We start from the raw sequence: 22,060 nt of genomic DNA, 5'->3' as shown, positions 1-22,060 counted from the left end.
GCGGCGCCTCAGGACGCGTCCGCGCCGCCGGGCGGCGGCAGATCGCGGGTGATCTGGTCGATCCTGCGCACCCGCCCGTCGGGCGCGAACCGCACGAAGGCGTAGACCTCGGTGACGATCACCGGTCCCCTGCGCATCTCTGCGCGCAGCGTGTAGCGGACCGCGGCCCCGTCCGGGTCCACGACGCTGTCCTGGACGTCGACGCGTACGTCGAGGACATTGCGCCGGACCGGTCCGGCATGCGCGACGAGCATGTCGCGGGTCATCTCCGCCCCGTCGTTGCACTGGACGACGTCGGGCGAGTGGTAGCGGTCGACGACGGCGGCCGGATCCTCCTCGGACAGCGCCATCTCCCGGGAGAAGCGGACGACGAAGGCAGCGGGGTCGGAGGCGGGGCTGCCGGGCAGTGGACGGGAAGTCATGCGGCCAGTGCAGCACCCGCCGGTCGCAGCCCGCTCCCGCCCCGCGCACGGCGGATGCGAGCGGCGTGCGAGCGATCTGCGAGCCGTCCCGTGCATCGTCGTTCCGCCACGCCGCCCTGCCCGGGCCGCCGGCCGGGCGACTTCTCCCGCTGCCGATGCCCCGGGCCCCCGTCGCTCCGCGTGGCACGCCGGCGGTTCCGGTCCCTCCGGCACCGCCGGCGCGACCGCCGGCGGGCGGGCCGGCCGGATCCGGAGGGGGGACCCGGCCGGCCCTGACGGGGGGCGGCGTGGCCCGAGGCGTGCCCGGCAGGCGACGTGGGCCAGGGCGTGCCCGGCAGGCGGCGTGGGCCAGGGCGTGCACGGCAGGCGGCGTGGGCCAGGGCGTGCACGGCAGGCGACATGGCCCAGGGCGTGCAACTCTCCCTGGCGGGGCGGCTGTCGGGCCGGGCTCCCGCTACGCTGGGCCTCCGGTTCGCCGTGCCGCGTCCGCGGTCGCCGGGGGCCCGCCGCCGGGAGGTCCGCCGTTCGCCGCGGGGCGGTCCGGGCCGCGGGAGACGGGGGTTCGTGCCATGAGGATCGGGGTCCTGGGGCCGCTGCGGGTGACCGTGGACGACCGCCCGGTGGACGTCGGCGGTACGCGGCTTCGTACGCTCCTCGCCCTGCTCGCGCTCGGCGCCGGCCGGACCGTTTCCGTCGAGTCGCTGGTCACCGGGCTGTGGCCGGACGGCGGCCCGGCCGACCCGTCCCATGCGCTCCAGTCGCTGGTGTCCCGGCTGCGGCGGGCGCTGGGCGACGCGCGGGCCCTGCTGGTGGCGGCGGACGGCGGCTACCGCCTCGACGTGCCGCCCGACGCCGTGGACGCGCGGCGCTTCGAGAGGCTCGCCGCGCTGGGCAGGCGGCTGCTCGCCGAGGGGGACGGCCGGCGCGCGGCCGAGGCGCTGCGCGAGGCGCTGGGCCTCTGGCGCGGGGAGGCGCTCACCGGCCTGACGGGCACCGCTCCCGCCGCCGCTGCCGCCGCGCGGCTCGCCGAGGCCAGGGTCGACGCGGTCCAGGCGCGGATCACCGCGGAGCTGCAATTCGCGGCGGACCACGGGGAGGCCGTCGCCGAACTGGAGGCGCTCACCGCCCGCTTCCCGCTGCGCGAGCCGCTGCGGGTGCTGCTGGTGCGCACGCTGCACACGCAGGGGCGGGCCGCGGAGGCGCTGAGCGCGTTCGACGCCTACCGGCGGCTGCTCGCGGACGAGTTGGGCGCCGACCCCGGCCCGGAGCTGCGGGCGGCGCACCTGGCGGTGCTGCGCGGCACGCCCGCGCCCCGGCCGGTCCCGCCCGCGCGCCCGGCGGGGAATCTCCGCGCGCCGCTGAATCGCCTGGTGGGGCGGTCCGCGGAGGTCGGACAGGTCACCGCGCGGCTCGCACAGGGGCGGCTGGTCACGCTGGTCGGCCCCGGCGGGGTGGGCAAGACGCGGCTGGCCGGGGCGGTGGCCGCCGGGGTGGCCGACTCCGCGGGAGGCGGAGTCTGGCTGGTGGAGCTGGCACCGGTGGCCAGGGGGCGGGACCTGGCGAGCGCGGCGGCCGCCGCGCTCGCGCTGCGCCCACCGGGGCCGCACGGCGGTCCCGCCGCGGACGACCCGCTGGGCCCGCTGGTGGAGGCTCTCCGCGGCGGGGAGTGCCTGCTCGTCCTCGACAACTGCGAGCACCTGCCGGCGGAGGTCGCCGCCTTCGCCGAGGAGTTGCTGGGCCGCTGCCCGCGGCTGCGGGTGCTGGCCACGAGCCGTGAGCCGCTCGGGTTGCCGGGCGAGATGCTGTGCCCGGTACGTCCGCTGGAGCTGCCGGAACCGGGGGCGAGCGCCGCGGACTCGGTGGCGCTCCCCGCGGTGCAGCTCTTCGCCGAGCGGGCGGCCGCGGCCCGGCCGGGCTTCGCCGTCCGGGAGGAGAACGTGGCGGCGGTGGTCGAGGTGTGCCGCAGGCTGGACGGGCTTCCGCTGTCGCTCGAACTGGCCGCCGCCCGGCTGCGGACGATGCCGCTGGAGGAGGTCGTACGGCGGCTGACCGACCGCTTCCGGCTGCTGGACGGCGGCAGCCGCGCGGCCGCCGCACGGCACCGCACGCTGGGCGCGGTGGTCGGCTGGAGCTGGGACCTGCTCACCGGGCAGGAGCGGTGGGTCGCCGCGCGGCTGGCGGTCGTCCCGGCGGCGATCTCGCTGGAGACCGCCGAAGGGGTGTGCGCGCGGGGCGGCATGGCCACCGCCGAGGTGCTCGGCCACGTCACGGCGCTCGCCGACAAGTCCCTGCTCCAGGTCGTCGACGGGCCGGTGGCCCGCTACCGGATGCTGGAGACGATCCGCGAGTTCGCCCTGCAACGCCTGGCGGGGAGCGACGAGTCGGCGCGGGCGCGGTCCGACCACGCCGGGTACTGCCTGGAGCTGGCCGAGGGCGCCGCGGACGACCTGCGCGGTGCCGCGCAGCCGGCCTGGGTCGCGCGGCTGTCCGGCGAGCAGGCGAGCCTGCTCGCGGCGCTCCGGCATTTCGTGTCGGAGGCCGACGCCCCACGCGCGGTGCGGCTGGTGGCGGCGCTCGGGTGGCTGTGGACGGTGCAGGGCGCGCACGCCGAGGCGGCGCAGCGGCTGTTGGAGGCCCTGCGGGTGCCGGGCGACGCCCCGCCCGGGCCGCGTGCGACGGCCATGGCCCTGTGCCTGTTCAACCGGCTGATGTCCGGCGGCACCGTCACGCCAGGACCGGACCGGGCGCAGGCGCGGTCGGTGGCGGCCGGTGTCCCGGAGGCGGAGGCGTATCCGGCGCGGGCGCTGATCGAGGTGACACTGGCGCTGTGGGACGACGACGTGCACTCCGGCCTGTGGGCGGCCGACCGCGACCTGCCGGGCTGCGGACCGTGGGCACGCGGCATGCTGCTGATGATGCGCGGCTTCCTGCGCGGCAACCACGGTGAGGTCGCGGGGATGCGCGAGGACCTGGCGGCGGCGGTGGGGGCGTTCCGGGTGTCCGGCGAGCGCTGGGCGGCGGCGCTGGCGCTCACCGCGCTCGCGGACGCCGACGCCGTGCTCGGCGACTTCGACGCCGTCATCGGGGAACTGACCTCCGCCATCGGCCTGCTGCGGGAGCTGGACCCGGAGAACCCGGCGATCTCGCAGCGTGCCGCGCTCGCCACCGCGCGCGTCAGGCGCGGCGACGTCGAGCGGGCGCGGGCCGAGCTGACCGCGATGCTGCGTCCGCTTCCCGGCGCCGCTCCGGCCCGCGAACTGTTCTACGCCCGGGTGGCGCTGGGCAATCTGCACCGGGCGCGCGGTGATCTGGGCGAGGCCGCCGGGGAGTACCGGGCGGCGGTCCAGGAGCTGGACCGGGACGCCTCGGCACCGGTGCTGCTGCGGGCGGTGCTCGGCGCGGCGCTGGCGCACCAGGCGATGGCGGAGGGCGATCCGGAGCGGGCGTTCCGGCACGCCGCGGAGTCCTTCCGGCTGGCCGGCTCCGTACCGGACATGCCGGTGGTGGCCCAGGCCTCGGTGGCCGCGGCCCGGCTGCACCTGGACCTGGGCCGGCCGGACGCGGCGGCGGAGATCGTCGGCGCCGCCGACGTCCTCCGGGGCGCGCCGGACACCCACAACCCCGACGTGGCGCGGGTGGTCGCGCAGACCGTGGCGGCTCTCGACGAGCGCGGGCACGCCGAGCTGTACCGGCGGGGGCGGGCGCTGGACCGCGCGGCGGCCCACGCGCTCGTCGCCTCGTACCTGGCGGACACGGGCCGCGGCGGCGGCCGTCAGTCGCCGTGCATGCCCGCCATGTCGTACGGGTCGGTGACGCCCTCGTAGGCCAGCGTCAGGGACATGCCCTGCGAGGCGTGCACCAGGTTGTGGCAGTGGACCATCCACAGGCCCGGGTTGTCGGCGGTGAAGGCGACCTTCCACACCTCGCCCGGCTTGACGTCGAAGGTGTCCATGGTCAGCGGGCTGCCGGTCACGGCGTCGCCGTTCCGGGACAGGACGCGGACCGAGTGGCCGTGCAGATGCCAGGGGTGGGTGGCCAGGCTGCGGTTGACCACGGTCATCTCCACCCGGTCGCCCTTGCGCACCACGAGGGTCGGCACGTCCGGGAAGGCGTGGCCGTTGACCGTCCAGTCGCGGCCCTTGACCGGCCCGGACAGCGACAGGCCGCGGTCCAGGACGAGGGTGAAGCGGCGGTCGAAGGGGCCCGCGTCCGTGGCCGGACGGGCGGCGGGGCGGCCGTAGGAGAGCAGGTCGAGTTCGGGCCAGGACGCGGTGTCCGGCGCCGCCGCGGCCCTGCCGCCGCCGGGGAGCAGGCGCAGGCCGTGCGCCCGGTCGTCGTCGACCAGCAGCGCGACGGAGGTGGCCGGCATCGTCAGCCGCAGGTCGTAGCGGCCGCCCGCGGCGAGGCTGAGCGCGGTCTGCCGCAGGGTGCCGGGGCCGCCGACGGCGTTGCCGTCCACCGCGTCGAGGGTGAAGGGCGCTCCGGCCAGGGTGAAGCGGTGGGTGACGTTGTCGGTGTTGATCAGCCGCAGCAGGACGGGCTTGCCGGGCGCGACCTGCCGGGTGTCGAGGGTGTCCCGGTCCCCGACGGCGGTCAGGCCGTCGAAGGTGTGCACCGGCACGGAGATGTCGGCCGCAGCGGTCACGCCGGTCGCGGCCCGGGAGCGCGCGGGCCTCGGCGTGACGACGAGCGAGCCGAACAGCCCTTTCTGCACGCCCTGGTTGGAGTCCTGGTGGGTGTGGTACCAGTACGTGCCCGCCTGGGTGGCCAGGAAGCGGTAGGTGAGGCTGTGCCCGGGAGTGACGGCGTCCTGTGTGAGGCCGACGGCGCCGTCCTCGGCGGACGGGACGTCGTAGCCGTGCCAGTGGATCGACACCCCCGCGGATATGTCGACGTTGTGCAGGGTGACCTCGACCAGGTCGCCCTGCACGGCGGTGATCGGCGGGCCGGGCACGGTGCCGTCGAAGGTCCAGGCGGCGACCTTGCGGCCGGAGGCCAGCGTGACCGTCGCCTTGCGGGCCTGGAGGCTGTAGTGGCGCACGGTGCCGCCGGGGGCGGGGGCGGAGGGGCCGGTGAGGGTGGCCACCGAGACGCCCCTCGCGGGCGGGTAGGCGATCGCGGGGCCGCCGCCGGCGTCGGTCGCCGGGGTCCCGGCGAAGGTGGTCAGCGCGCCCGCCACCCCGACCACGAAGGCCACTCCTCCGGCGCCGAGCACGACACCGCGCGGCCGCCCGTCCAGCACCCACCAGGCGGCCACCGCGAGCAGCGCCACCAGCGCGACGGTGACCAGCGCGACGGCCACGGTGACCGGGTAGCCGATCAGCAGTGTCACGACCAGGCCGGACAGGGCGGCGATCCCGGCGGCGAACAGCGGTACGGCCACCGGCGCGGTGTCGCCCTCCAGCGGGCCGCGGGCCAGGGCCGGCCGGAGCAGCCGCCGGGTGGCGACGACCGCGGCGGCCCCGGCGGTGACGGCCTGCAGCGGGAGTTCGAGCAGCGCCTTCTCCTGGACGAACCACCATCCGCCGCCGGTGCCGAGCAGCACCACGAGCACCACGCGTATCGCGGTCAGCAGCACGCCGAGTCCGGTGAGGGAGGCGGCGATCAGCGCCTTGCGGGAGACGGCGGTGGCGCCCGCCGCGAGCCAGGCCGCCGCGGTGAGCGCGACGGCGAGCAGGTCGAGGGTGATCAGGTCAGCAGTCACGGGCGGTGTCCTCGTCGTCCCTGTCTCGCGTCCGGTGGATGAACGTGTGCGGGCCGCACCGCGCCGGGGGTACGGACCCGCAAGGCTCCGCGCACACCGTCCCCGCCGACAGCTCCTTAAATCTAACATGCTGTCAAAGCACGGTGTCCTGAACCCGAGATCCGTGCGGCGGGCCGCACCGCCGCACGGCCCGGCCGGGCACGGACATGCGGATATCCTGACGGCCATGCACGACGACCCGGCGGCCCCGAGCGGCGAGACGGGACGGCGCCGCCGCTCCGACGCCGAGCGGAGCATCGCCGCCATCCTGGACGCCGCACTCGCGTGCGTCCCGCTCGACGGGAACGTCAACATGTCGGCCATCGCCCGCACCGCGGGGGTGAGCCGGGTGACGCTCTACACGCACTTCCCCACCCGCGAGGCGCTCGTCGACGCGGCGCTGGAGCGCGCCTTCACACAGACCTTGGACGCGATCGCACTGCTGCCGCTGGACGACGGCCCGCCGCGCGAGGTGCTCGGGCAGCTGATCGGCTCCTCCTGGCAGGTGCTGGAGCGGCACCGCAACCTCTACCGGGTGGCCTCCACCACGCTGTCGCCGGAGCGGTTGCGCGGCTACGCCGAGTCGGTGCTCGGCACGATAGGGCGGCTGGTGCAGCGCGGCCGCGAGTCGGGCGACTTCCGCACCGACCTGCCGGCCGACTGGCTGGTCGCGACCGTCTACACGCTGATGCACCTGGCCGCCGAGGAGGTCGCCGAGGGCCGCCTGGAGCCCGGCGCGGCCGGCGATCTGGCGAGCCGGACGATCCTCTCGCTGATGACGGCCGGCGCCACGCCGTAGGCCCCTACGTGTCAACGGCCGTACGCTGCACGGATTCCGGGACAACCCCTAGGTTCCCCCCAGGGGCCGGGTAGGGCGGGTCCCGGCTCGCTACCCTGGGCGCGCAGACAGAGTCAGCCGGTGTCGTTCCGTCACGGCCGGATTCCGGCATGCCCGCATTCCGAAAGGACGCCCCGCCATGCGCAAGGTCTTCCTCGTCCTGTGTGTCCTGCTGCTCGTCGCGATAGGCGTGCAGTTCTACCTCGCCGGCGTCGCCGTCTTCACCAAGCCGCAGACGGACAGCACCTTCGACGCGCACAAGGTGAACGGGGAGATGATCATCCTGCCGCTGGCCGTGGTCGCGACCGTCGTCGGCGCCGTGGCCAAGGTGCCCCGCAAGCTGATCGGCACCACCTTCCTGATCGCGCTGCTGGTGCCCGTGCAGGTCCTCATCAACACCATCGGCGGCCGGGACGACGACAAGAGCACCACCGCCGGCACCGTCATCATGGGCTTCCACGTGATCAACGGCCTTATCATCCTGCTGGTCGCCCGCGCCGCGTTCGACGGCACCCGCGCCCTGATGAAGTCCGGCTCCGGCACGCGGTCCGCCGTCACGCCCGCGGCCCCGGACACCGGCTCCGAGTCGGCCGCCGACCCGGTCGGCTGACACCCGCGCCGACTCGCGGCGCCTCTTGTCCGGTGGCCGTCTCCTCGCCTGTCAGAGGAGACGGCCACCGCTGCCTTTCCGGCCGCGGCTCCGGCACGATCCCAACCGTCCTGACAGCTCGTCGAATTGGCGTGCTTTCAGTACGGTGAGCACTCCCGGCCCGGGATCCCTCCGGTCGGATACCATGAGTGGATCACCGAGTTGCACAGAACAACTGCCCCCACGGCCTCCCTCGCCGCGGCGGCGGCGCGCCGATCAAGGGTTGTCCCTCGCAACCCACGGAGGTGGTAATGCACACCGGACCGCACCATGTGCTGGAAATGGCGATGGACGGCCTGTTCAGGCAACGTGGTGTGCTGGATCCGTCGCGGGTCGTGCCGGGACTCGGGGCCTCGCTCTCGGAGTCGCTCGCGCTCGGGTACCTGTCCGGCGGACCGTGCGTGCAGCACGAACTCGGCTCGTACCTCGGTCTGGAGAAGAGCACCGTGAGCCGGCTGGTGGCCGGCATGACGGACAAGGGGTGGGTCGAGCGCTCCCGCGACCCCAGCAACCGGCGCTTCCAGAAGGTGGTGCTGACCGGTACGGGCCGCGAGGTCGCGGTCCGGATCGCCGACGCGATGCGGCTGCGGCACGAGCGCTGGCTCGCCGCGCTGTCCGCGGAGGAGCAGCACGCGCTGGCCGTCGGACTGCCCGCGCTGGTACGGGCCATGTCGGCGGAGTTCGAGGCCGGGGAGGGCGCCGGCTGAGGCCCGCGCCTGCCGGGCGCCGCGGTCAGGTGCGGGACGCGGGGGCCGGCGAGGAGAGCGGGACGCCGCGTACCAGCTGGACCATGACCACGACGACGCCCGCCGTCACGCACTGGTCGCTCAGGTTGAAGATGCCGCCGTGCCCGACCTGGATGAAGTCCAGCACCGCTCCCCGTCCGAAGCCCGGGGTGCGGAAGAGCCGGTCGGCGAGGTTGCCGCCCGCGCCCGCGAAGACCAGCCCGAGCCCGACGGCCCAGCCGGTGGAGCGTATCTCCGGCGCCTTGCGGGCGATGAAGGCCAGTACGCAGATCGCCAGCAGGGTGAAGACCAGCGTCGCGCGCGGCGCGAAGGAACCGGCGGCCCCCGAGTTGCGGTAGGCCGTGAAGGTGACCAGCCCGCCGAGCAGGTGGCTGGGCTGGTGGCCCTCCACCAGCTCCGCCGCGACCGCCTTGGTGGACTGGTCGAGGGCGATCCCCGCCGCCGCCGTGATCCACAGCGCACGCTGCGCCACACCCCAGCCCGGCATCGGCAGCCTCCCGCGTCCTCGTCGCCCGCCCACGAGCCTACGCCCGCGGCGCGCCGCCTCCCACAGCTGCCTCCGGCGGCCGTCCCCACGGCAGCTCCCACCGCCCTCCCCCGCCCGGGTCGCCCGGCCGCTTCCGGACATCCCCCCGAACGGCCCCGCTGCCCGGCGCCGCGGGCGGGAAGGCTGGTGCGGGACGACTCCCACGCCGCCTGGAGGCCAGCATGCCCGACGCATCCGAACCCGCGACGCCCCCCACGCTCGCCGGCCCGGCCCTGCCCGACGACGAGCTGCGGGCCCTCGACGCCCACTGGCGGGCCGCGAACTACCTCGCGGTCGGCCAGATCTACCTCATGGACAACCCGCTGCTCACCGAACCGCTGCGCGCCGAGCACATCAAGCCGCGGCTACTGGGCCACTGGGGCACCTCCCCCGGGCTGAACCTGGTGCACACCCACCTCAACCGGGTGGTCCGCGCCCGCGGCCTGGACGCGATCTGCGTGTGGGGCCCCGGCCACGGCGGGCCCGCGGTGCTGGCGAACTCCTGGCTGGAGGGCAGCTACACCGAGACCTACCCCGACGTGACGCGGGACGCCGCGGGCATGGGGCGGCTCTTCAAGCAGTTCTCCTTCCCCGGCGGCGTGCCCTCGCACGTCGCGCCCGAGACACCGGGCTCCATCCACGAGGGCGGCGAGCTGGGCTACGCGCTCAGCCACGCGTACGGCGCCGCGCTGGACAACCCCGACCTGCTGGTCGCGTGCGTGATCGGCGACGGCGAGGCCGAGACCGGGCCGCTCGCGGCCTCCTGGCACGGCAACAAGTTCCTCGACCCCGTGCACGACGGCGCGGTGCTGCCGATCCTGCACCTGAACGGCTACAAGATCGCCAACCCCACCGTCCTGGCCCGCCTCCCGCGACCGGAGCTGGACGAGCTGCTGCACGGCTACGGCCACGAACCGCTCCACGTCGTCGGCGACGACCCCGCCGAGGTGCACCGCGCGATGGCCGCGGCGATGGACACCGCCCTGGACCGCATCGCCGCCTTCCAGGACACCGCCCGCACCGGCGGTTCCACGGAGCGGCCGCGCTGGCCGGTCATCGTGCTGCGCACGCCGAAGGGCTGGACGGGCCCGAAGGAGGTCGACGGGGAGCCCGTCGAGAACACCTGGCGCGCCCACCAGGTGCCGCTGGCCGGCGTCCGCGACAACCCCGGGCACCTGCGGCAGCTGGAGGAGTGGCTGCGCTCGTACCGCCCGGCCGAGCTGTTCGACGAGGACGGCCGCCCGCGCCCGCAGGTCCTGGAGTGCGTACCGGCCGGCGAGCGGCGGCTCGGCGCCAACCCGCACGCCAACGGCGGGCTACTGCTGCAACACCTCCCGCTGCCGCCGCTGGACCGCTTCGCCGTGCCCGTCGACACCCCCGGCGGCTCGCGGCACGAGCCCACCCGGGTCCTCGGCGAGCTGCTGGACCTGGTCATGGCCGAGACCGCCGGCCGCCGCGACTTCCGGCTCGTCGGGCCCGACGAGACCGCGTCCAACCGGCTGCAGGCGGTCTACCGGTCGACCGGCAAGGCCTGGCAGGCGGAAGTCCTCGCCGTCGACGAGAACCTGGACCGGCACGGCCGGGTCATGGAGATCCTCTCCGAGCACACCTGCCAGGGCTGGCTGGAGGGCTACCTCCTGACCGGCAGGCACGGCCTGTTCTCCTGCTACGAGGCCTTCGTGCACATCGTCGACTCGATGGTCAACCAGCACATCAAGTGGCTGCGCACCACCCGCAAACTGCCCTGGCGCCGCCCGATCGCGTCGCTCAACTACCTGCTCACCTCGCATGTGTGGCGGCAGGACCACAACGGCTTCTCGCACCAGGACCCCGGCTTCATCGACCACGTCCTCAACAAGGCGCCCGAGGTCGTCCGGGTCTACCTGCCGCCGGACACCAACACCCTGCTGTCGGTCGCCGACCACGTCCTCGCCTCGCGCGACTACGTCAACGTGGTGGTCGCGGGCAAGCAGCCGTCCTTCGACTGGCTGCCGATGGACGCCGCGATCGCGCACTGCGCGCGCGGCGCGGGCCTGTGGGAGTGGGCCGGCAGCGAGGACGTGCGGCGCGGGCCCGACGTGGTGCTGGCGTGCGCGGGCGACGTCCCCACCCTGGAGGTGCTGGCCGCGGCCCAACTGCTCCGGCACCACCTGCCGCAGCTGGCCGTACGGGTCGTCAACGTCGTGGACCTCGCGCGGCTGCTGCCCCGGGACGAGCACCCGCACGGCATGTCGGACGCGGAGTACGACGCGCTCTTCACCCCGGACAAGCCGGTGATCTTCGCCTACCACGGCTACCCGTGGCTGATCCACCGGCTCGCCTACCGCCGCCGCGGCCACGCGCACCTGCACGTGCGCGGCTACAAGGAGATCGGCACCACCACCACGCCGTTCGACATGGTGCTGCGCAACGACCTGGACCGCTACCGCCTGGTCATGGACGTCATCGACCGCGTCCCCGGGCTGGCGGTCACCGCCGCGGGGGTCCGGCAGCACATGGAGGGGATCCGGCTGCAGCACCACGCATGGATCCGCGAGCACGGCGTGGACCTGCCGGAGGTCGCGGAGTGGCGCTGGCAGGGCTGACCGCCCCGCGGCCCGCACCGCCCGGTCAGCGCGGGACGCGGGTCCGGCCGGGGGAGGCGCCCGCCTCCGCGGCGAGGTCCGCGAGCACGGTCAGTGCCGCGGCCAGCCCGCCCGCGTCGCCGACGGCTTCGAGCAGCCGGGCGTGGTCGGCGGCGACCAGGGCGGCCACCCGCTGGTGCAGCGCCCGGCCGCGCGGGGCCAGGTGCAGCAGCACCCGGCGGCGGTCGCCGGGGTCGGCCCGGCGGTGGACCAGGGTGTCGGCGACCATCTTGTCGACCAGCTTGGTCAGGCTCGGCGCGGGCATCAGCGCGTAGTCGGCGATCTCCGACATGGGCAGCCCGCCGGCCCCGGCGACCGCGCTGAGCACCCGCCACTGCTCGACCGAGCAGCCCTCGGCCGCCAGCACCTCCGACTGCCGTGCCACGACGAGTCGTTCGGCGCGGCTGAGGACGAGCGCGAGGTCGCGTCCGGGCTGCCGCGGCGGCTGCGAGGGCATGTTTGCCGGTGTCCTTTCCCGGGGCTACTGTTCGGCCACATTAGGAGGTCTCCGCAAGGGTGCCGGGACCGGGTCCGACATTCCCCGCCGTCCGCCGTGCCGCGCCGCCGCGCGCCGCCCACGTGCCCTCGCCCCCTCCGGAGGTGGCCGCATGCTCCCGCCGGCCCGCAGCCTCCGCACCGCGCCGCCGGGCGGGTCCGCCGCGTCCGGCGCGGACCGGCCGCTGACGGTGGCCCTGGTGGTGCCGCTGCACGGCCCGGGCGGCATCCTCGGGCCGTCCTGCGAGCTGGCCGCGCAGCTCGCCGCGGAGGAGCTGAACGCGGCCGGCGGGGTGGCGGGCCGGCCGGTGCGGCTGGTCCCGGTGGACGGGGCGGGGCCGCCTCGGCAGGTGGCCGACGAGGTCGAGGCGCTGGTGCGGCTGGGGGCGGTCGACGCGGTGGTCGGCTGGCACATCTCCGCGGTGCGACGGGAGCTGGCCCCGCGGGTCGCGCACCTGGTGCCGTACGTCTACACCGCGCAGTACGAGGGCGGCGAGCGCACCCCGGGCGTCTTCCTGACCGGCGAGACGGACCGCCGCCAACTGGGCCCCGCGATGCGGATGCTGGCGGAGGCGACGGGGGTGCGGCGCTGGTTCACGGTCGGCAACGACTACGTGTGGCCGCGCGTCACGGCGGCCGCGGCCCGGCGGTACGCGCGGGGCTGCGGCGGGCGCACGGTGGGCGAGGCGCTGCTGCCGCTGGGCACCGCCGACTTCGGCCCGGTGCTGCGGCAGATCGAGCGAGCGGAGGCGGACGCGGTGCTGATGCTGCTGGTGGGCGCGGACGCGGCCGGCTTCAACCGGGCGTTCGCCGCCCGCGGGCTGCCTGCCCGCTGCCAGCGGCTGAGCACCCACATGGACGAGAACATCCTGCTGGCCAGCGGCGCCGACGGCACCGCGGGGCTGTGGGCGGCAGCGGGCTACTTCGCATCGCTGGCCACCGCGCAGTCGCTGGACTTCGCCGGGCGGCTGGCCGGCCGCTTCGGGCTGGACGCCCCGGTCGTGGGCAGCCTCGGCGAGTCCTGCTACGAGGGGCTGCGGCTGCTGGGCGCGCTGGCCGCGCTCGCGGGCGGCTGCGACGTACGGGCGATGCACGCGGTACGGCAGTCGGTCGGGTACGAGGGCCCGCGCGGCGCGCTGCGGTTGCGCGGCAGCCACCTGGACCAGCCCGTCTACCTCGCCAGGGCGGACGCCTTCGACTTCGCGGTCCTCGCGCAACTGTGACCTCACTCCTCCCCGCGGGGGCCTCCAACGGCCGTGCACGGCCCGGGCATTGACAGTACCTTCCGCAGGAAATATTTTCTGGGGGAAGCATCTGCCCGGCGGCCGTACCCGCGACGGCGCCCGGCGGCCCGCCGCGGCGGGCGGCCCGTACCCCCCGCGGCCCGGAATTCCAGGCCGGCACCCCCGGGTCCGCGGCAGGAATGCGCGCGTCTTTCCGCGCGCCGGGACAACCCCTTTTCTCGATTTCTCTGCCTTTCTTTCTACGCGCGTCACGCTTATTCCCTCCCGGTCATCCCTTTTAAAGAGCCGGACATCGCCGGGAAACACGCGAGCGGGACTCTTCCAACGCCGCCGGGGCCCCCGCCCGGGCGGCGGAACCACGACCCGCGGACGTAAAAAGGGGAGTTCTCGTGACGGACACGGTCGACACCTCCGCGCCCCCCGGCGGCGCCACCGGCACCAGGACCCGCCGGTACAGCAACTGGGCGCGGAACACCACACTGGAGGACTACTCGCTGCGCTACGCGCCGAAGTCCTTCCGCCGCTGGACCCCTTACGTGGTGGCCACCACCGCGCTCGGCGGCATCGCCTACCTCGCCGACTTCGCGATCGGCGGCTCCATCGCCATCTCGCACGGATTCGGCAGCGCGCTGCTGGCGATTCTCGCCGCCGCGGTCACCATCTTCCTCACCGGAATTCCGATCTCGTACTACTCCGCCCGCTACTCGATCGACATGGACCTGCTGACCCGGGGCGCGGGATTCGGCTATCTCGGCTCCACGCTGACGTCGATCATCTACGCCAGCTTCACCTTCATCTTCTTCGCCCTCGAAGGCTCGATCATGGCCCAGGCGCTCGAACTGGGCCTGCACATCCCGCTGGCCGTGGGCTATCTGATCTGCGCGCTCATCATCCTGCCGCTGGTGTTCTACGGGATGACCGCGCTGTCGAAGATGCAGGTGTGGACGCAGCCGGTATGGCTGGTGCTGATGGTGGCGCCCTTCGTGTCGATCGCGGTCCAGGACCCGCACGCCTTCTCGCGGTTCACCCACTTCGCCGGCGACTCGCCGACCGGCTCGTCGGTCAGCCTGCTGGGGGTGGGCGCGGGCGCCGGTGTGGCGCTGTCGCTCATCGCGCAGATCGGCGAGCAGGTCGACTACCTGCGCTTCATGCCCGACAAGACGCCCGCCAACTCCCGCCGCTGGTGGAGCGCGGTGCTGGCGGCGGGGCCGGGCTGGGTGGTGCTGGGCGCGGCCAAGCAGATCGGCGGCGCCTTCCTCGCCTTCTACATCGCCGGGCACGTCGGCCTGAGCAAGGCGAACGAGCCGATCCAGCAGTTCGTCTCGGGCATCCACACGTTCGCCGCGCCGGTCGCGCTGGGGCTGGCGACCTTCTTCGTGATCCTCTCCCAGATCAAGATCAACACGACAAACGCGTACTCCGGCTCGCTGTCCTGGTCCAACTTCTTCTCCCGGCTGACGCACCGCCACCCCGGCCGGGTCGTCTACATCTTTCTCAACGTCGGGATCGCGCTCGCCCTGATGGAGGGCGGCGTCTTCGGGTTCCTCAACACCGTGCTGGGCTTCTACTCCAACGTGGCCATCGCGTGGATCGGCGCGGTCGTCGCCGACCTGGTCATCAACAAGCCGCTGGGGTTCAGCCCGTCCTACGTCGAGTTCAAGCGCGCGCACCTGTACAACTTCAACCCGGTGGGCTTCGGTTCGATGCTGATGGCCTCCGCCGTCTCCATCGCCGCCTACTTCCACGCCTTCGGCGAGTACGCCAAGGCCTTCTCGCCCTTCATCGCACTGCTGGTCGCGATGGTGCTGTCGCCGCTGCTGGCGGTGGCCACCAAGGGCCGCTACTACATCGCGCGCGTCGACGACCAGCCCGAGCCGCTCTTCGCCGAGGACGGGCTGCTGTCGGCGGTGACGCTGACCTGCTCGGTGTGCGCGGAGGACTTCGAGCGCCCGGACGTCGCCGGCTGCCCCTTCCACGCCGGGGCGGTGTGCTCGCTGTGCTGCAGCCTGGAGAAGGACTGCCACGACATGTGCAAGTCGGGCGGGCCCGGCGGCGGCCCGGTCGATCTCGGGATGCCCGCGCCCGCCGGCGGCTGACGCCGGCTCACCACCCCCGTTCCCGGACACGTTTGCGGACGTCCGACGTGCCGGCCCGCGGCTGATGCCGCGGGCCGGCACTTTGCTTGCGTCAGGGGTCTTTACGGCGTCCCCGTCGATGGCCTAGAACGACAGTCATCCGATGTTATGCCAGTCGCGCACCCTGTTCGGGCACGCGGACGTCATGCTGCGCAGGGAACCCGGCAGGAAGCGGGCACATTCATCGGACAACTACGGCGCCGCCGTAGACCGAGAGCCGTATCGACGCCCTGGAGGGCATCGTGCAGATATCTCCCCGCCGACCCCGGCGGGTTCCGTACAGACGGGCCGTCGCGCTCTGCACGGCCGCGCTCACCGCCCTCGCGGGCGCGGCCGTGCTGGACGCGGGCTCCGCCACCGCGGCCACCGGGCCCACCACCGCATGGCGGCACGGGCAGTTCGACCTCGACACGTCCGGCGTGGTCAGCCGCTCGAACCTCGTCCTCGGCGCGCCCGACCTGAACCCCACCGCGTCGGTGCCGCTCGGCAACGGCGCGCTGGGCGTGGCCGCGTGGGCGGAGAACGGCTTCACCGCCCAGCTCAACCGCTCCGACACCATGCCCGACCGCAAGTCGCCGGGCCGGCTCACCATCCCCGGCCTGTCGGTCATCTCGCACGCCGCCGACTTCCACGGCGAGCTCGACCTCACCGACGGGGTGCTGCACGAGTCCGGTGGCGGCATGTCGCTCACCGCATGGGTGTCGGCGGACAAGGACGAGCTGGTCGTCGACGTCTCCGGCGCCGACCCGGCCGTCCCGCAGACCGCGAGCATCAGCCTGTGGTCGCCCCGCAAGCCCGCCGCCGCCGTGTCCGGCACCGTCGGCACCCTCGCGGAGACCTGGACGGACCAGGCCCCGCCGATCGGCACCGGCAAGACCTTCGGCTCCCTCGCCGCCGTCACCGCCGGCGGCCGCCGGGTGAGCACCACGGTGGCGAGCCCCACCGAGGTGAAGGTCGGCTTCACCCCGCACGCCGACGGCACCTTCCGGGTCGTCGTCGCCTCCCCCGGCTGGACCGGCGGCACCCCGAAGGCCGCGGCCCAGGCCGCGGCGAAGGTCATCGGCAAGGACGCCACCGCGTCCACCGGGAAGCTGCTGAAGGGCCAGGACCGCTGGTGGGGCGACTTCTGGTCGCACACCGGCCTGATCTCGATGACCTCGGCCGACGGCAGCGCCGACTACATCGAGAACCTCCGCACGCTCTACCTCTACGAGGAAGCGGCGTCGATGAAGGAGGGCATCCTGCCGGGCAGCCAGGCCGGCGAGGCCGACATGTTCGCATGGAACAAGGACGGCCAGACCTGGACCCCGTCCGCGTACTGGCTGTGGAACCTGCGCACCCAGATCGCGTCCAACATGAGCAGCGGCAACTACCGGCTCAACACCCCGATCCTCGACATGTACGCCGACGACCTGCCGGCCGTCGAGGCGTGGACCAAGCAGCAGATGGGCGGCCGACCCGGTGCCTGCGTGCCGGAGACGATGCGCTTCAACGGCAACGGCATCTCCCCCGGCCCCGGTGAGAACGGCTCGTGCAGCGAGCCCGGCAGCCCCAACTGGAACGCGCTGGACATCTCCTCGGGCCCGGAGATCGCCCTGTACATGTGGGAGCAGTACCAGGGAACCGGCGACAAGGCCCAGCTCGAGCGCTACTGGCCGTTCATCAAGTCCGTCACCGAATTCCAGCTCGCCTACCAGAAGCCGGGCGCCGACGGCCTGCTGCACGCCGACGCCAACGCGCACGAGACGCAGTGGGCGGTGCAGGACCCGACGACCGACATCGCCGTCGACCGCGCCGTCCTCCCCCTCGTCGGGCAGATCGCCGGCATCCTCGGCAGGGCCGGGGGCGCCGACAAGGACCTGGTGTCCCGGGTCGGCACCGCGCTGAAGCAGATCCCGCCCTACCCGCGCACCGACCAGGCCACCCGCAGCAAGCTGCTCAACCCCGGCTACACCGAGGCGGAGACGGCGGCGGCCGACGCGACCGGCACGGACATGATCGCGATCTCGTACGAGCCGGCCGCCGAGCGCCGCAACGGCGAGAACATCGAGCTGGAACCGCTGTGGCCGTGGAACACCGTCAGCGACCAGGACCCGAAGCTCTTCGCGCTGGAGCAGCGCTCGTACGACCACCGGCCCAACAAGGGCGGCAACGACTGGTCGATGGACGCCGTCGACGCGGCCCGGCTGCAGGACCCCGCCGAGGTGCGCGCCGCCCTGGTCTCGATCACCGAGGGGCACCAGGTCTACCCCAACGGCTTCGCCGACCTGGGGAACTCGGTGGGCTTCCAGCCCTACATCGAGCAGGAGTCCGGCGCCGCGACCGCCGTCGCCGAGGCGCTGGCGCAGAGCTACGACGGCATCGTGCGCTTCGCCCCGGCCTGGCCCGCCGACTGGAACGGCGCGGGCAGCGTCTACCTCCAGGGCGGTGGCAAGGCGGACGTGCAGGTACAGGGCGGGCAGCTGACGACCGCCGCGATCGAGGCCGCCGCCACCGGCAGTCTGACGGTCAAGAACCCGTGGCCGGGCAAGGCGACCGAGGTCGTGGACGGCAAGAGCGGCAAGGCGGTCGTCGAGGCGAGCACCGCCGGCCTGCTGACCGTGCCGGTCGAGAAGGGGAAGACGTACGTGGTGCAGCAGACCGCCGCGCCGACCGCGGACCTGCCCTTCGCCCCCGTCACCGGCACCGCCCCGAAGGCGGCCAGGCACCTGGGCGGCGTGCAGCTCGGGCTGGACGCCGCAGTGAAGTCCGGCAGCGCCACCGTCGGCACCGTGCTCGGCGGCACCGACCGCGACTTCGGCCTCTCGCTGACCGGCGCCACGGCCGCGGCCCCCGGCGACGTCGCCGGGTTCACCGCCCGCACCGCGGACACCGACATGGCGTTCGACGTCGGCGACGACGTCGCCGCCACCGGCTCCTACGGCGCGACGGTGGACGTCTCGTACTACGACGCGGGGAGCGGCTCGCTGTCGGTGCAGTACGACGCGGGCGCCGGCGACCGCTACCACGAGGCCGGCACCATCGCGCTGACCGGCAGCGGCACCTGGAAGTCCGCGAAGGTCACGCTCGACGGGGCCTGGTTCGGCGGCCTGCAGGCAGGCGGCGGCGACCTGCGGCTGCACTCGGCCGCCGGGCCCTTCAGCGTGCACAGCGTGGGCCTGACCGTCACCGGCGCCTGGGTGCCCGACCGGCACGCCTTCCCGCCGGCCCCGGTCGTCACGACCCCGCGCACCGGAGCCACCGTCAAGCCGGCCTCCGCGGTCTCCGGCACGTCCGTGCCGAACGGCACCGTGACCGTGACGGAGGTGTCCGGGCCGCTGTGCAGTGCGACGGCGGACGGCACCGGGGCCTGGAGCTGCGCCCCCGAGGGCGGCTTCACGCCGGGGCGGCAGACCCTCACGGCCACCGTCGCCGACCCGTCCGGCCTGACCGGCGACGCGTCGGCCCCGGTCGCCTTCGACGCCTCCGACCTGCCGCCGGGCACCGCCGTGGTCGGCGCGGTCGTCGGCGAGGACGACCACGCGTACGGGATGAGCCAGGACGAGCGGCCCTCGGGCGGCTTCGACGGCCCGACGACCGCCTCGGTGATCGGCGGACTGTCCGCGCGCACCAGCACCCAGAGCAACGTCTACTTCGACATCGACGACTCGATCGCCCACGCCGGGTACTACTCGGCCGCCTTCACCGTCTCCTACTACGACCAGGGCACGGGGTCGTTCTCCGTGCAGTACGACAACGGCACCTCCGACCCGTACAAGTCGACCGCGGGCATCCAGCTGACCGGCAGCAACACCTGGAGGACCGCCACCGTGACCGCCGACGACGCCTACTTCGGCGGGCAGCAGCACTCCGCCGCCGACTTCCGGCTGCGCAACGGCGGCGGGCAGGTGACGGTGCACAGCGTCGCGGTGCGGATCAGCGGCGACGGGGTGCCGGACAGCACGCTGTTCGCCCCGCCGGTGACCGTCTCCTCCCCCGCGGCGGGCGCCGCCGTCGGCGCCGCCCCGGCCGTCACCGGGACCGCCGAGCCGGGTGCGCAGGTCGCCGTGACGGCGGACGGCGCGGCGCTGTGCACCGCGTCCGCCGGTACGGACGGCAGCTGGACGTGCACCGCGGGCGAGCCGCTCGCCGCCGGACCGCACACCCTGAAGGCGACCGCCACCGACCCGACCGGCACCCCCGCCGCTCCGGCCACCGTGGCGGTCACGGTGACCTGACACACCGACGCAAGGGAGTGCGCACGCGGGGGACGGTCCGGCAGGGCCCGCCCCCCGCGTCGCGCGTGCTACGCGTGGCCGGCGATGCCGCGCGGGCTGTAGTGCTCCTCCAGGCGGCGGCAGTCGTCGTCGCTCAGCTCCACCGCGACCGCGGCGACCGCGTCGGCGAGGTGCTGCTGCTTCGTCGCACCGACGATCGGCGCGGTCACGCCGGGCTGCCGCAGCAGCCAGGCGAGCGCGATCTGCGCGGGGCTGACGCCGTGCTCCGCGGCGACGGCCGCGACCGCCTCGACGATGTGCCGGTCGCCGTCCTGGTAGAGCGTCTTGCCGAACTCGTCGGTCTCGCTGCGGGCGCTGGTCGCGTCCCACGGCCGGGTCAGCCGGCCGCGCGCCAGCGGGCTCCACGGGATGACGCCGACGCCCTGGTCCGCGCACAGCGGCAGCATCTCCCGCTCCTCCTCGCGGTAGAGCAGGTTGTAGTGGTCCTGCATGCTGGCGAAGCGCGTCCAGCCGTGCCGCTCGGCGGCGTACTGCATCTTGGAGAACTGCCAGGCGTACATCGAACTCGCCCCGATGTAGCGGGCCTTGCCCGCCTTCACCACGTCGTGCAGCGCCTCCATCGTCTCCTCGACGGGGGTGTGCGGGTCGAAGCGGTGGATCTGGTAAAGGTCGACGTGGTCGGTGCCGAGCCGGCGCAGGCTGTGGTCGATCTCGGTCAGGATCGCCTTGCGGGACAGGCCGCCGCCGTTGGGGCCGGGCCGCATCCGGCCGTGCACCTTCGTGGCGAGCACGATGTCGTCGCGGGACGCGAAGTCGCGCAGCGCCCGGCCGACGATCTCCTCGCTGGTGCCGTCGGAGTAGACGTTCGCGGTGTCGAAGAAGTTGATCCCCGCCTCGACGGCCTGCCGGACGAACGGCCGGCTCGCCTCCTCGTCGAGCGTCCAGCTGTGGTTGCCGCGGTCCGCGATGCCGTAGCTCATGCAGCCGAGGCAGATACGGGAGACGTCGAGTCCGGTGGTCCCGAGCTTCACATAGTCCATGGCCGGAAGCCTACGTTCCCGCCCGCGGCGTCAGGCGGCGAGTGCCGCGCGGGCCGCGGCGCCGGCCTGCCGGGCGTAGCCGCCGCCGAACAGGACGGTGTGGACCAGCAGTGGGAAGAGCTGGTGCAGCGGGACGCGGGCCGCGGCGCCGGGGGCGAGCGGGGCCGCCTCGTCGTAGGCGGCGAGGACGCGGTCCAGGTGCGGGCAGCCGAACAGCCGCAGCATCGCGAGGTCGGTCTCCCGGTGGCCGCCGTGCGCGGCCGGGTCGATCAGCCGCACCTCGCCGTCCGCGCCCCACAGCACGTTGCCGCTCCACAGGTCGCCGTGCAGCCGGGCGGGCGGTTCGGCGGGCCCGGCGATCTCCGGCAGCCGCACGCACACCCGCTCCACCGCGGCGGCGTCCGCGGCGCCGATCTCCCCGGCGTCGACCGCCGTCCGCAGGTACGGCAGGACCCGGTGCTCGGCGTACCAGCGCGGCCAGTCGGCGCGGCCGCCGCCGGGCGCGTTGCGCATCGGGGCGGCGCCGATGTACGCCTCGGCCGGGCCGCCCGGTGGCGCGGCGCCGAACGCGGGGGCACCCGCCGCGTGCAGGGCCGCGAGGCCGCGGCCGAAGCGCTCGGCGGCGGCGGGGGTGGCCGCGCCCTCCGCGACCCGGTCGGTCACCAGCCACTGCGCGTCGCGGCCGCGGACCGGGGGGATCCGCACCGCGCGGGCCGCCGCGAGCCACTCCAGGCCCGCGGCCTCGGCGGCGACCGCGCCGGGGGCGGTGGCGTGCTTGGCCATCACGACCCGGCCGCCGTCGACTTCGACCTCGGCGAGGGCGCCGGACACCCGGCGCTCGGCGGTGACCCGCAGCCCGGTGAGCCGGGCGACCGCGGTGCCCGCCGCGCCGCCGCTCATCCCTCCAGGTGCTCGCGCACCCAGTCCAGCAGGCCGGGAGAGGCGTCCTCGATCATGGCCAGCACCGCGTCGAAGCCGGCCGGGCCGCCGTAGTACGGGTCAGGTACGTCCGTGCCGTCGGCGTCCGGGTCGAACGAGCGCAGCAGCCGGACTCGTGACGGGTCGTCGACGAGCGCCCGCAGCGCCTTCTCGTGCCCGCGGTCCATCGCGACGAGCAGGTCCGCGCGCAGGTGGCCGGTGCCGACCTGGGCGGCGACGTGCCCGACGGGGTAACCGTGCCGGGCGAGCGCCTCCCCGGCCCGCTCGTCGATGCCCTCGCCCTCGTGCCAGTCCCCGATCCCGGCGCTGCTGACCCGCACCTCGCCCGCGAGGCCCGCCTCGCGCAGCTTCTCCCGGAAGACCAGCTCGGCGGAGGGAGAGCGGCAGATGTTCCCCGTACAGACGAAGCAGATGTGCACGGGCCTCAGCCTACGACGGGCCG

15 protein-coding genes are annotated in these 22,060 nt (G+C 74.5%); 8 read left to right on the top strand and 7 right to left on the bottom strand.

The window, feature by feature from the left end; genetic code table 11:
• Positions 1–8: 8 nt before the first annotated feature.
• Entirely contained in the window at positions 9–422 is a 414-nt protein-coding gene (locus IH54_RS0101365) for a nuclear transport factor 2 family protein (RefSeq protein ID WP_031512223.1), read from the bottom strand.
• 569 nt (positions 423–991) lie between these two features.
• On the opposite strand from IH54_RS0101365, the gene IH54_RS0101360 reads away from it, so the two are divergent.
• Positions 992–4,246, top strand: coding sequence for a BTAD domain-containing putative transcriptional regulator (locus tag IH54_RS0101360; protein ID WP_052396935.1), 3,255 nt, complete (start codon positions 992–994; stop codon positions 4,244–4,246).
• Here IH54_RS0101360 and IH54_RS0101355 read toward each other — a convergent pair.
• On the bottom strand, positions 4,195–6,126 hold the full coding sequence (locus IH54_RS0101355) for a multicopper oxidase family protein (protein WP_199923314.1): 1,932 nt from the start codon (positions 6,124–6,126) through the stop codon (positions 4,195–4,197). The genes IH54_RS0101360 and IH54_RS0101355 overlap by 52 nt on opposite strands.
• A gap of 226 nt (positions 6,127–6,352) precedes the next feature.
• On the opposite strand from IH54_RS0101355, the gene IH54_RS0101350 reads away from it, so the two are divergent.
• The 3 genes from IH54_RS0101350 to IH54_RS39180 all read left to right on the top strand — a co-directional run bounded on the left by IH54_RS0101350 (position 6,353) and on the right by IH54_RS39180 (position 8,359).
• The gene (locus IH54_RS0101350) at positions 6,353–6,964 is read left to right on the top strand and encodes a TetR/AcrR family transcriptional regulator (RefSeq protein ID WP_043179395.1); all 612 of its coding nucleotides are present in this window, start codon (positions 6,353–6,355) and stop codon (positions 6,962–6,964) included.
• A gap of 178 nt (positions 6,965–7,142) precedes the next feature.
• Positions 7,143–7,613 (top strand): DUF6220 domain-containing protein, encoded by a 471-nt coding sequence (locus tag IH54_RS0101345; protein ID WP_052396934.1) that lies wholly within the window; start codon positions 7,143–7,145, stop codon positions 7,611–7,613.
• A 290-nt stretch (positions 7,614–7,903) separates the two neighbouring features.
• Positions 7,904–8,359, top strand: coding sequence for a MarR family winged helix-turn-helix transcriptional regulator (locus IH54_RS39180; RefSeq protein ID WP_043179394.1), 456 nt, complete (start codon positions 7,904–7,906; stop codon positions 8,357–8,359).
• Positions 8,360–8,384: 25 nt separating this feature from the next.
• On the opposite strand, the gene IH54_RS42695 is transcribed toward IH54_RS39180, so the two are convergent.
• Positions 8,385–8,885: a signal peptidase II gene (locus IH54_RS42695; RefSeq protein WP_052396933.1), complete on the bottom strand. Its 501-nt coding sequence runs from the start codon at positions 8,883–8,885 to the stop codon at positions 8,385–8,387.
• A gap of 221 nt (positions 8,886–9,106) precedes the next feature.
• On the opposite strand from IH54_RS42695, the gene IH54_RS0101330 reads away from it, so the two are divergent.
• On the top strand, positions 9,107–11,509 hold the full coding sequence (locus IH54_RS0101330) for a phosphoketolase (protein WP_052396932.1): 2,403 nt from the start codon (positions 9,107–9,109) through the stop codon (positions 11,507–11,509).
• A 25-nt stretch (positions 11,510–11,534) separates the two neighbouring features.
• Here IH54_RS0101330 and IH54_RS39175 read toward each other — a convergent pair whose 3' ends face one another.
• Positions 11,535–12,005: a MarR family winged helix-turn-helix transcriptional regulator gene (locus IH54_RS39175; protein ID WP_043179392.1), complete on the bottom strand. Its 471-nt coding sequence runs from the start codon at positions 12,003–12,005 to the stop codon at positions 11,535–11,537.
• 151 nt (positions 12,006–12,156) lie between these two features.
• On the opposite strand from IH54_RS39175, the gene IH54_RS0101320 reads away from it, so the two are divergent.
• The 3 genes from IH54_RS0101320 (at position 12,157) to IH54_RS41260 (ending at position 19,639) form a co-directional block, all read left to right on the top strand.
• Positions 12,157–13,266 (top strand): substrate-binding domain-containing protein, encoded by a 1,110-nt coding sequence (locus tag IH54_RS0101320; protein WP_031512213.1) that lies wholly within the window; start codon positions 12,157–12,159, stop codon positions 13,264–13,266.
• A gap of 410 nt (positions 13,267–13,676) precedes the next feature.
• Positions 13,677–15,383 carry a purine-cytosine permease family protein gene (locus IH54_RS0101315; RefSeq protein WP_031512212.1) on the top strand — a complete coding sequence of 569 codons (1,707 nt, stop codon included), beginning with the start codon at positions 13,677–13,679 and terminating at the stop codon, positions 15,381–15,383.
• Between the two features lie 281 nt (positions 15,384–15,664).
• Positions 15,665–19,639, top strand: a complete 3,975-nt coding sequence (locus IH54_RS41260) for an Ig-like domain-containing protein (protein WP_052396931.1) — start codon at positions 15,665–15,667, stop codon at positions 19,637–19,639.
• Positions 19,640–19,707: 68 nt separating this feature from the next.
• Here IH54_RS41260 and IH54_RS0101305 read toward each other — a convergent pair whose 3' ends face one another.
• From IH54_RS0101305 to IH54_RS0101295, 3 genes are read right to left on the bottom strand one after another with little or no spacing between them, the layout of a single operon-like run.
• Positions 19,708–20,679 carry an aldo/keto reductase gene (locus tag IH54_RS0101305; RefSeq protein WP_031512210.1) on the bottom strand — a complete coding sequence of 324 codons (972 nt, stop codon included), beginning with the start codon at positions 20,677–20,679 and terminating at the stop codon, positions 19,708–19,710.
• Positions 20,680–20,709: 30 nt separating this feature from the next.
• Complete coding sequence (locus IH54_RS0101300) at positions 20,710–21,579, bottom strand: fructosamine kinase family protein (protein WP_031512208.1); 870 nt, start codon at positions 21,577–21,579, stop codon at positions 20,710–20,712.
• Positions 21,576–22,037, bottom strand: coding sequence for a low molecular weight protein-tyrosine-phosphatase (locus tag IH54_RS0101295; RefSeq protein WP_031512206.1), 462 nt, complete (start codon positions 22,035–22,037; stop codon positions 21,576–21,578). Before IH54_RS0101295 ends, IH54_RS0101300 begins: the two co-directional genes overlap by 4 nt.
• Positions 22,038–22,060 lie beyond the last annotated feature (23 nt).

This window comes from Streptomyces sp. NRRL F-5123, assembly GCF_000721495.1.
Classification (GTDB): Bacteria; Actinomycetota; Actinomycetes; order Streptomycetales; family Streptomycetaceae; genus Actinacidiphila.
This window is presented reverse-complemented; position numbering and strand designations above follow the sequence as displayed.

Coding starts and splice junctions, on each gene's coding strand:
- IH54_RS0101365 (WP_031512223.1), bottom strand. CDS start 422: ATGACTTCCCGTCCACTGCCCGGCAGCCCCGCCTCCGACCCCGCTGCC.
- IH54_RS0101360 (WP_052396935.1), top strand. CDS start 992: ATGAGGATCGGGGTCCTGGGGCCGCTGCGGGTGACCGTGGACGACCGC.
- IH54_RS0101350 (WP_043179395.1), top strand. CDS start 6,353: ATGCACGACGACCCGGCGGCCCCGAGCGGCGAGACGGGACGGCGCCGC.
- IH54_RS0101345 (WP_052396934.1), top strand. CDS start 7,143: ATGCGCAAGGTCTTCCTCGTCCTGTGTGTCCTGCTGCTCGTCGCGATA.
- IH54_RS39180 (WP_043179394.1), top strand. CDS start 7,904: ATGCACACCGGACCGCACCATGTGCTGGAAATGGCGATGGACGGCCTG.
- IH54_RS42695 (WP_052396933.1), bottom strand. CDS start 8,885: ATGCCGGGCTGGGGTGTGGCGCAGCGTGCGCTGTGGATCACGGCGGCG.
- IH54_RS0101330 (WP_052396932.1), top strand. CDS start 9,107: ATGCCCGACGCATCCGAACCCGCGACGCCCCCCACGCTCGCCGGCCCG.
- IH54_RS39175 (WP_043179392.1), bottom strand. CDS start 12,005: ATGCCCTCGCAGCCGCCGCGGCAGCCCGGACGCGACCTCGCGCTCGTC.
- IH54_RS0101320 (WP_031512213.1), top strand. CDS start 12,157: ATGCTCCCGCCGGCCCGCAGCCTCCGCACCGCGCCGCCGGGCGGGTCC.
- IH54_RS0101305 (WP_031512210.1), bottom strand. CDS start 20,679: ATGGACTATGTGAAGCTCGGGACCACCGGACTCGACGTCTCCCGTATC.
- IH54_RS0101300 (WP_031512208.1), bottom strand. CDS start 21,579: ATGAGCGGCGGCGCGGCGGGCACCGCGGTCGCCCGGCTCACCGGGCTG.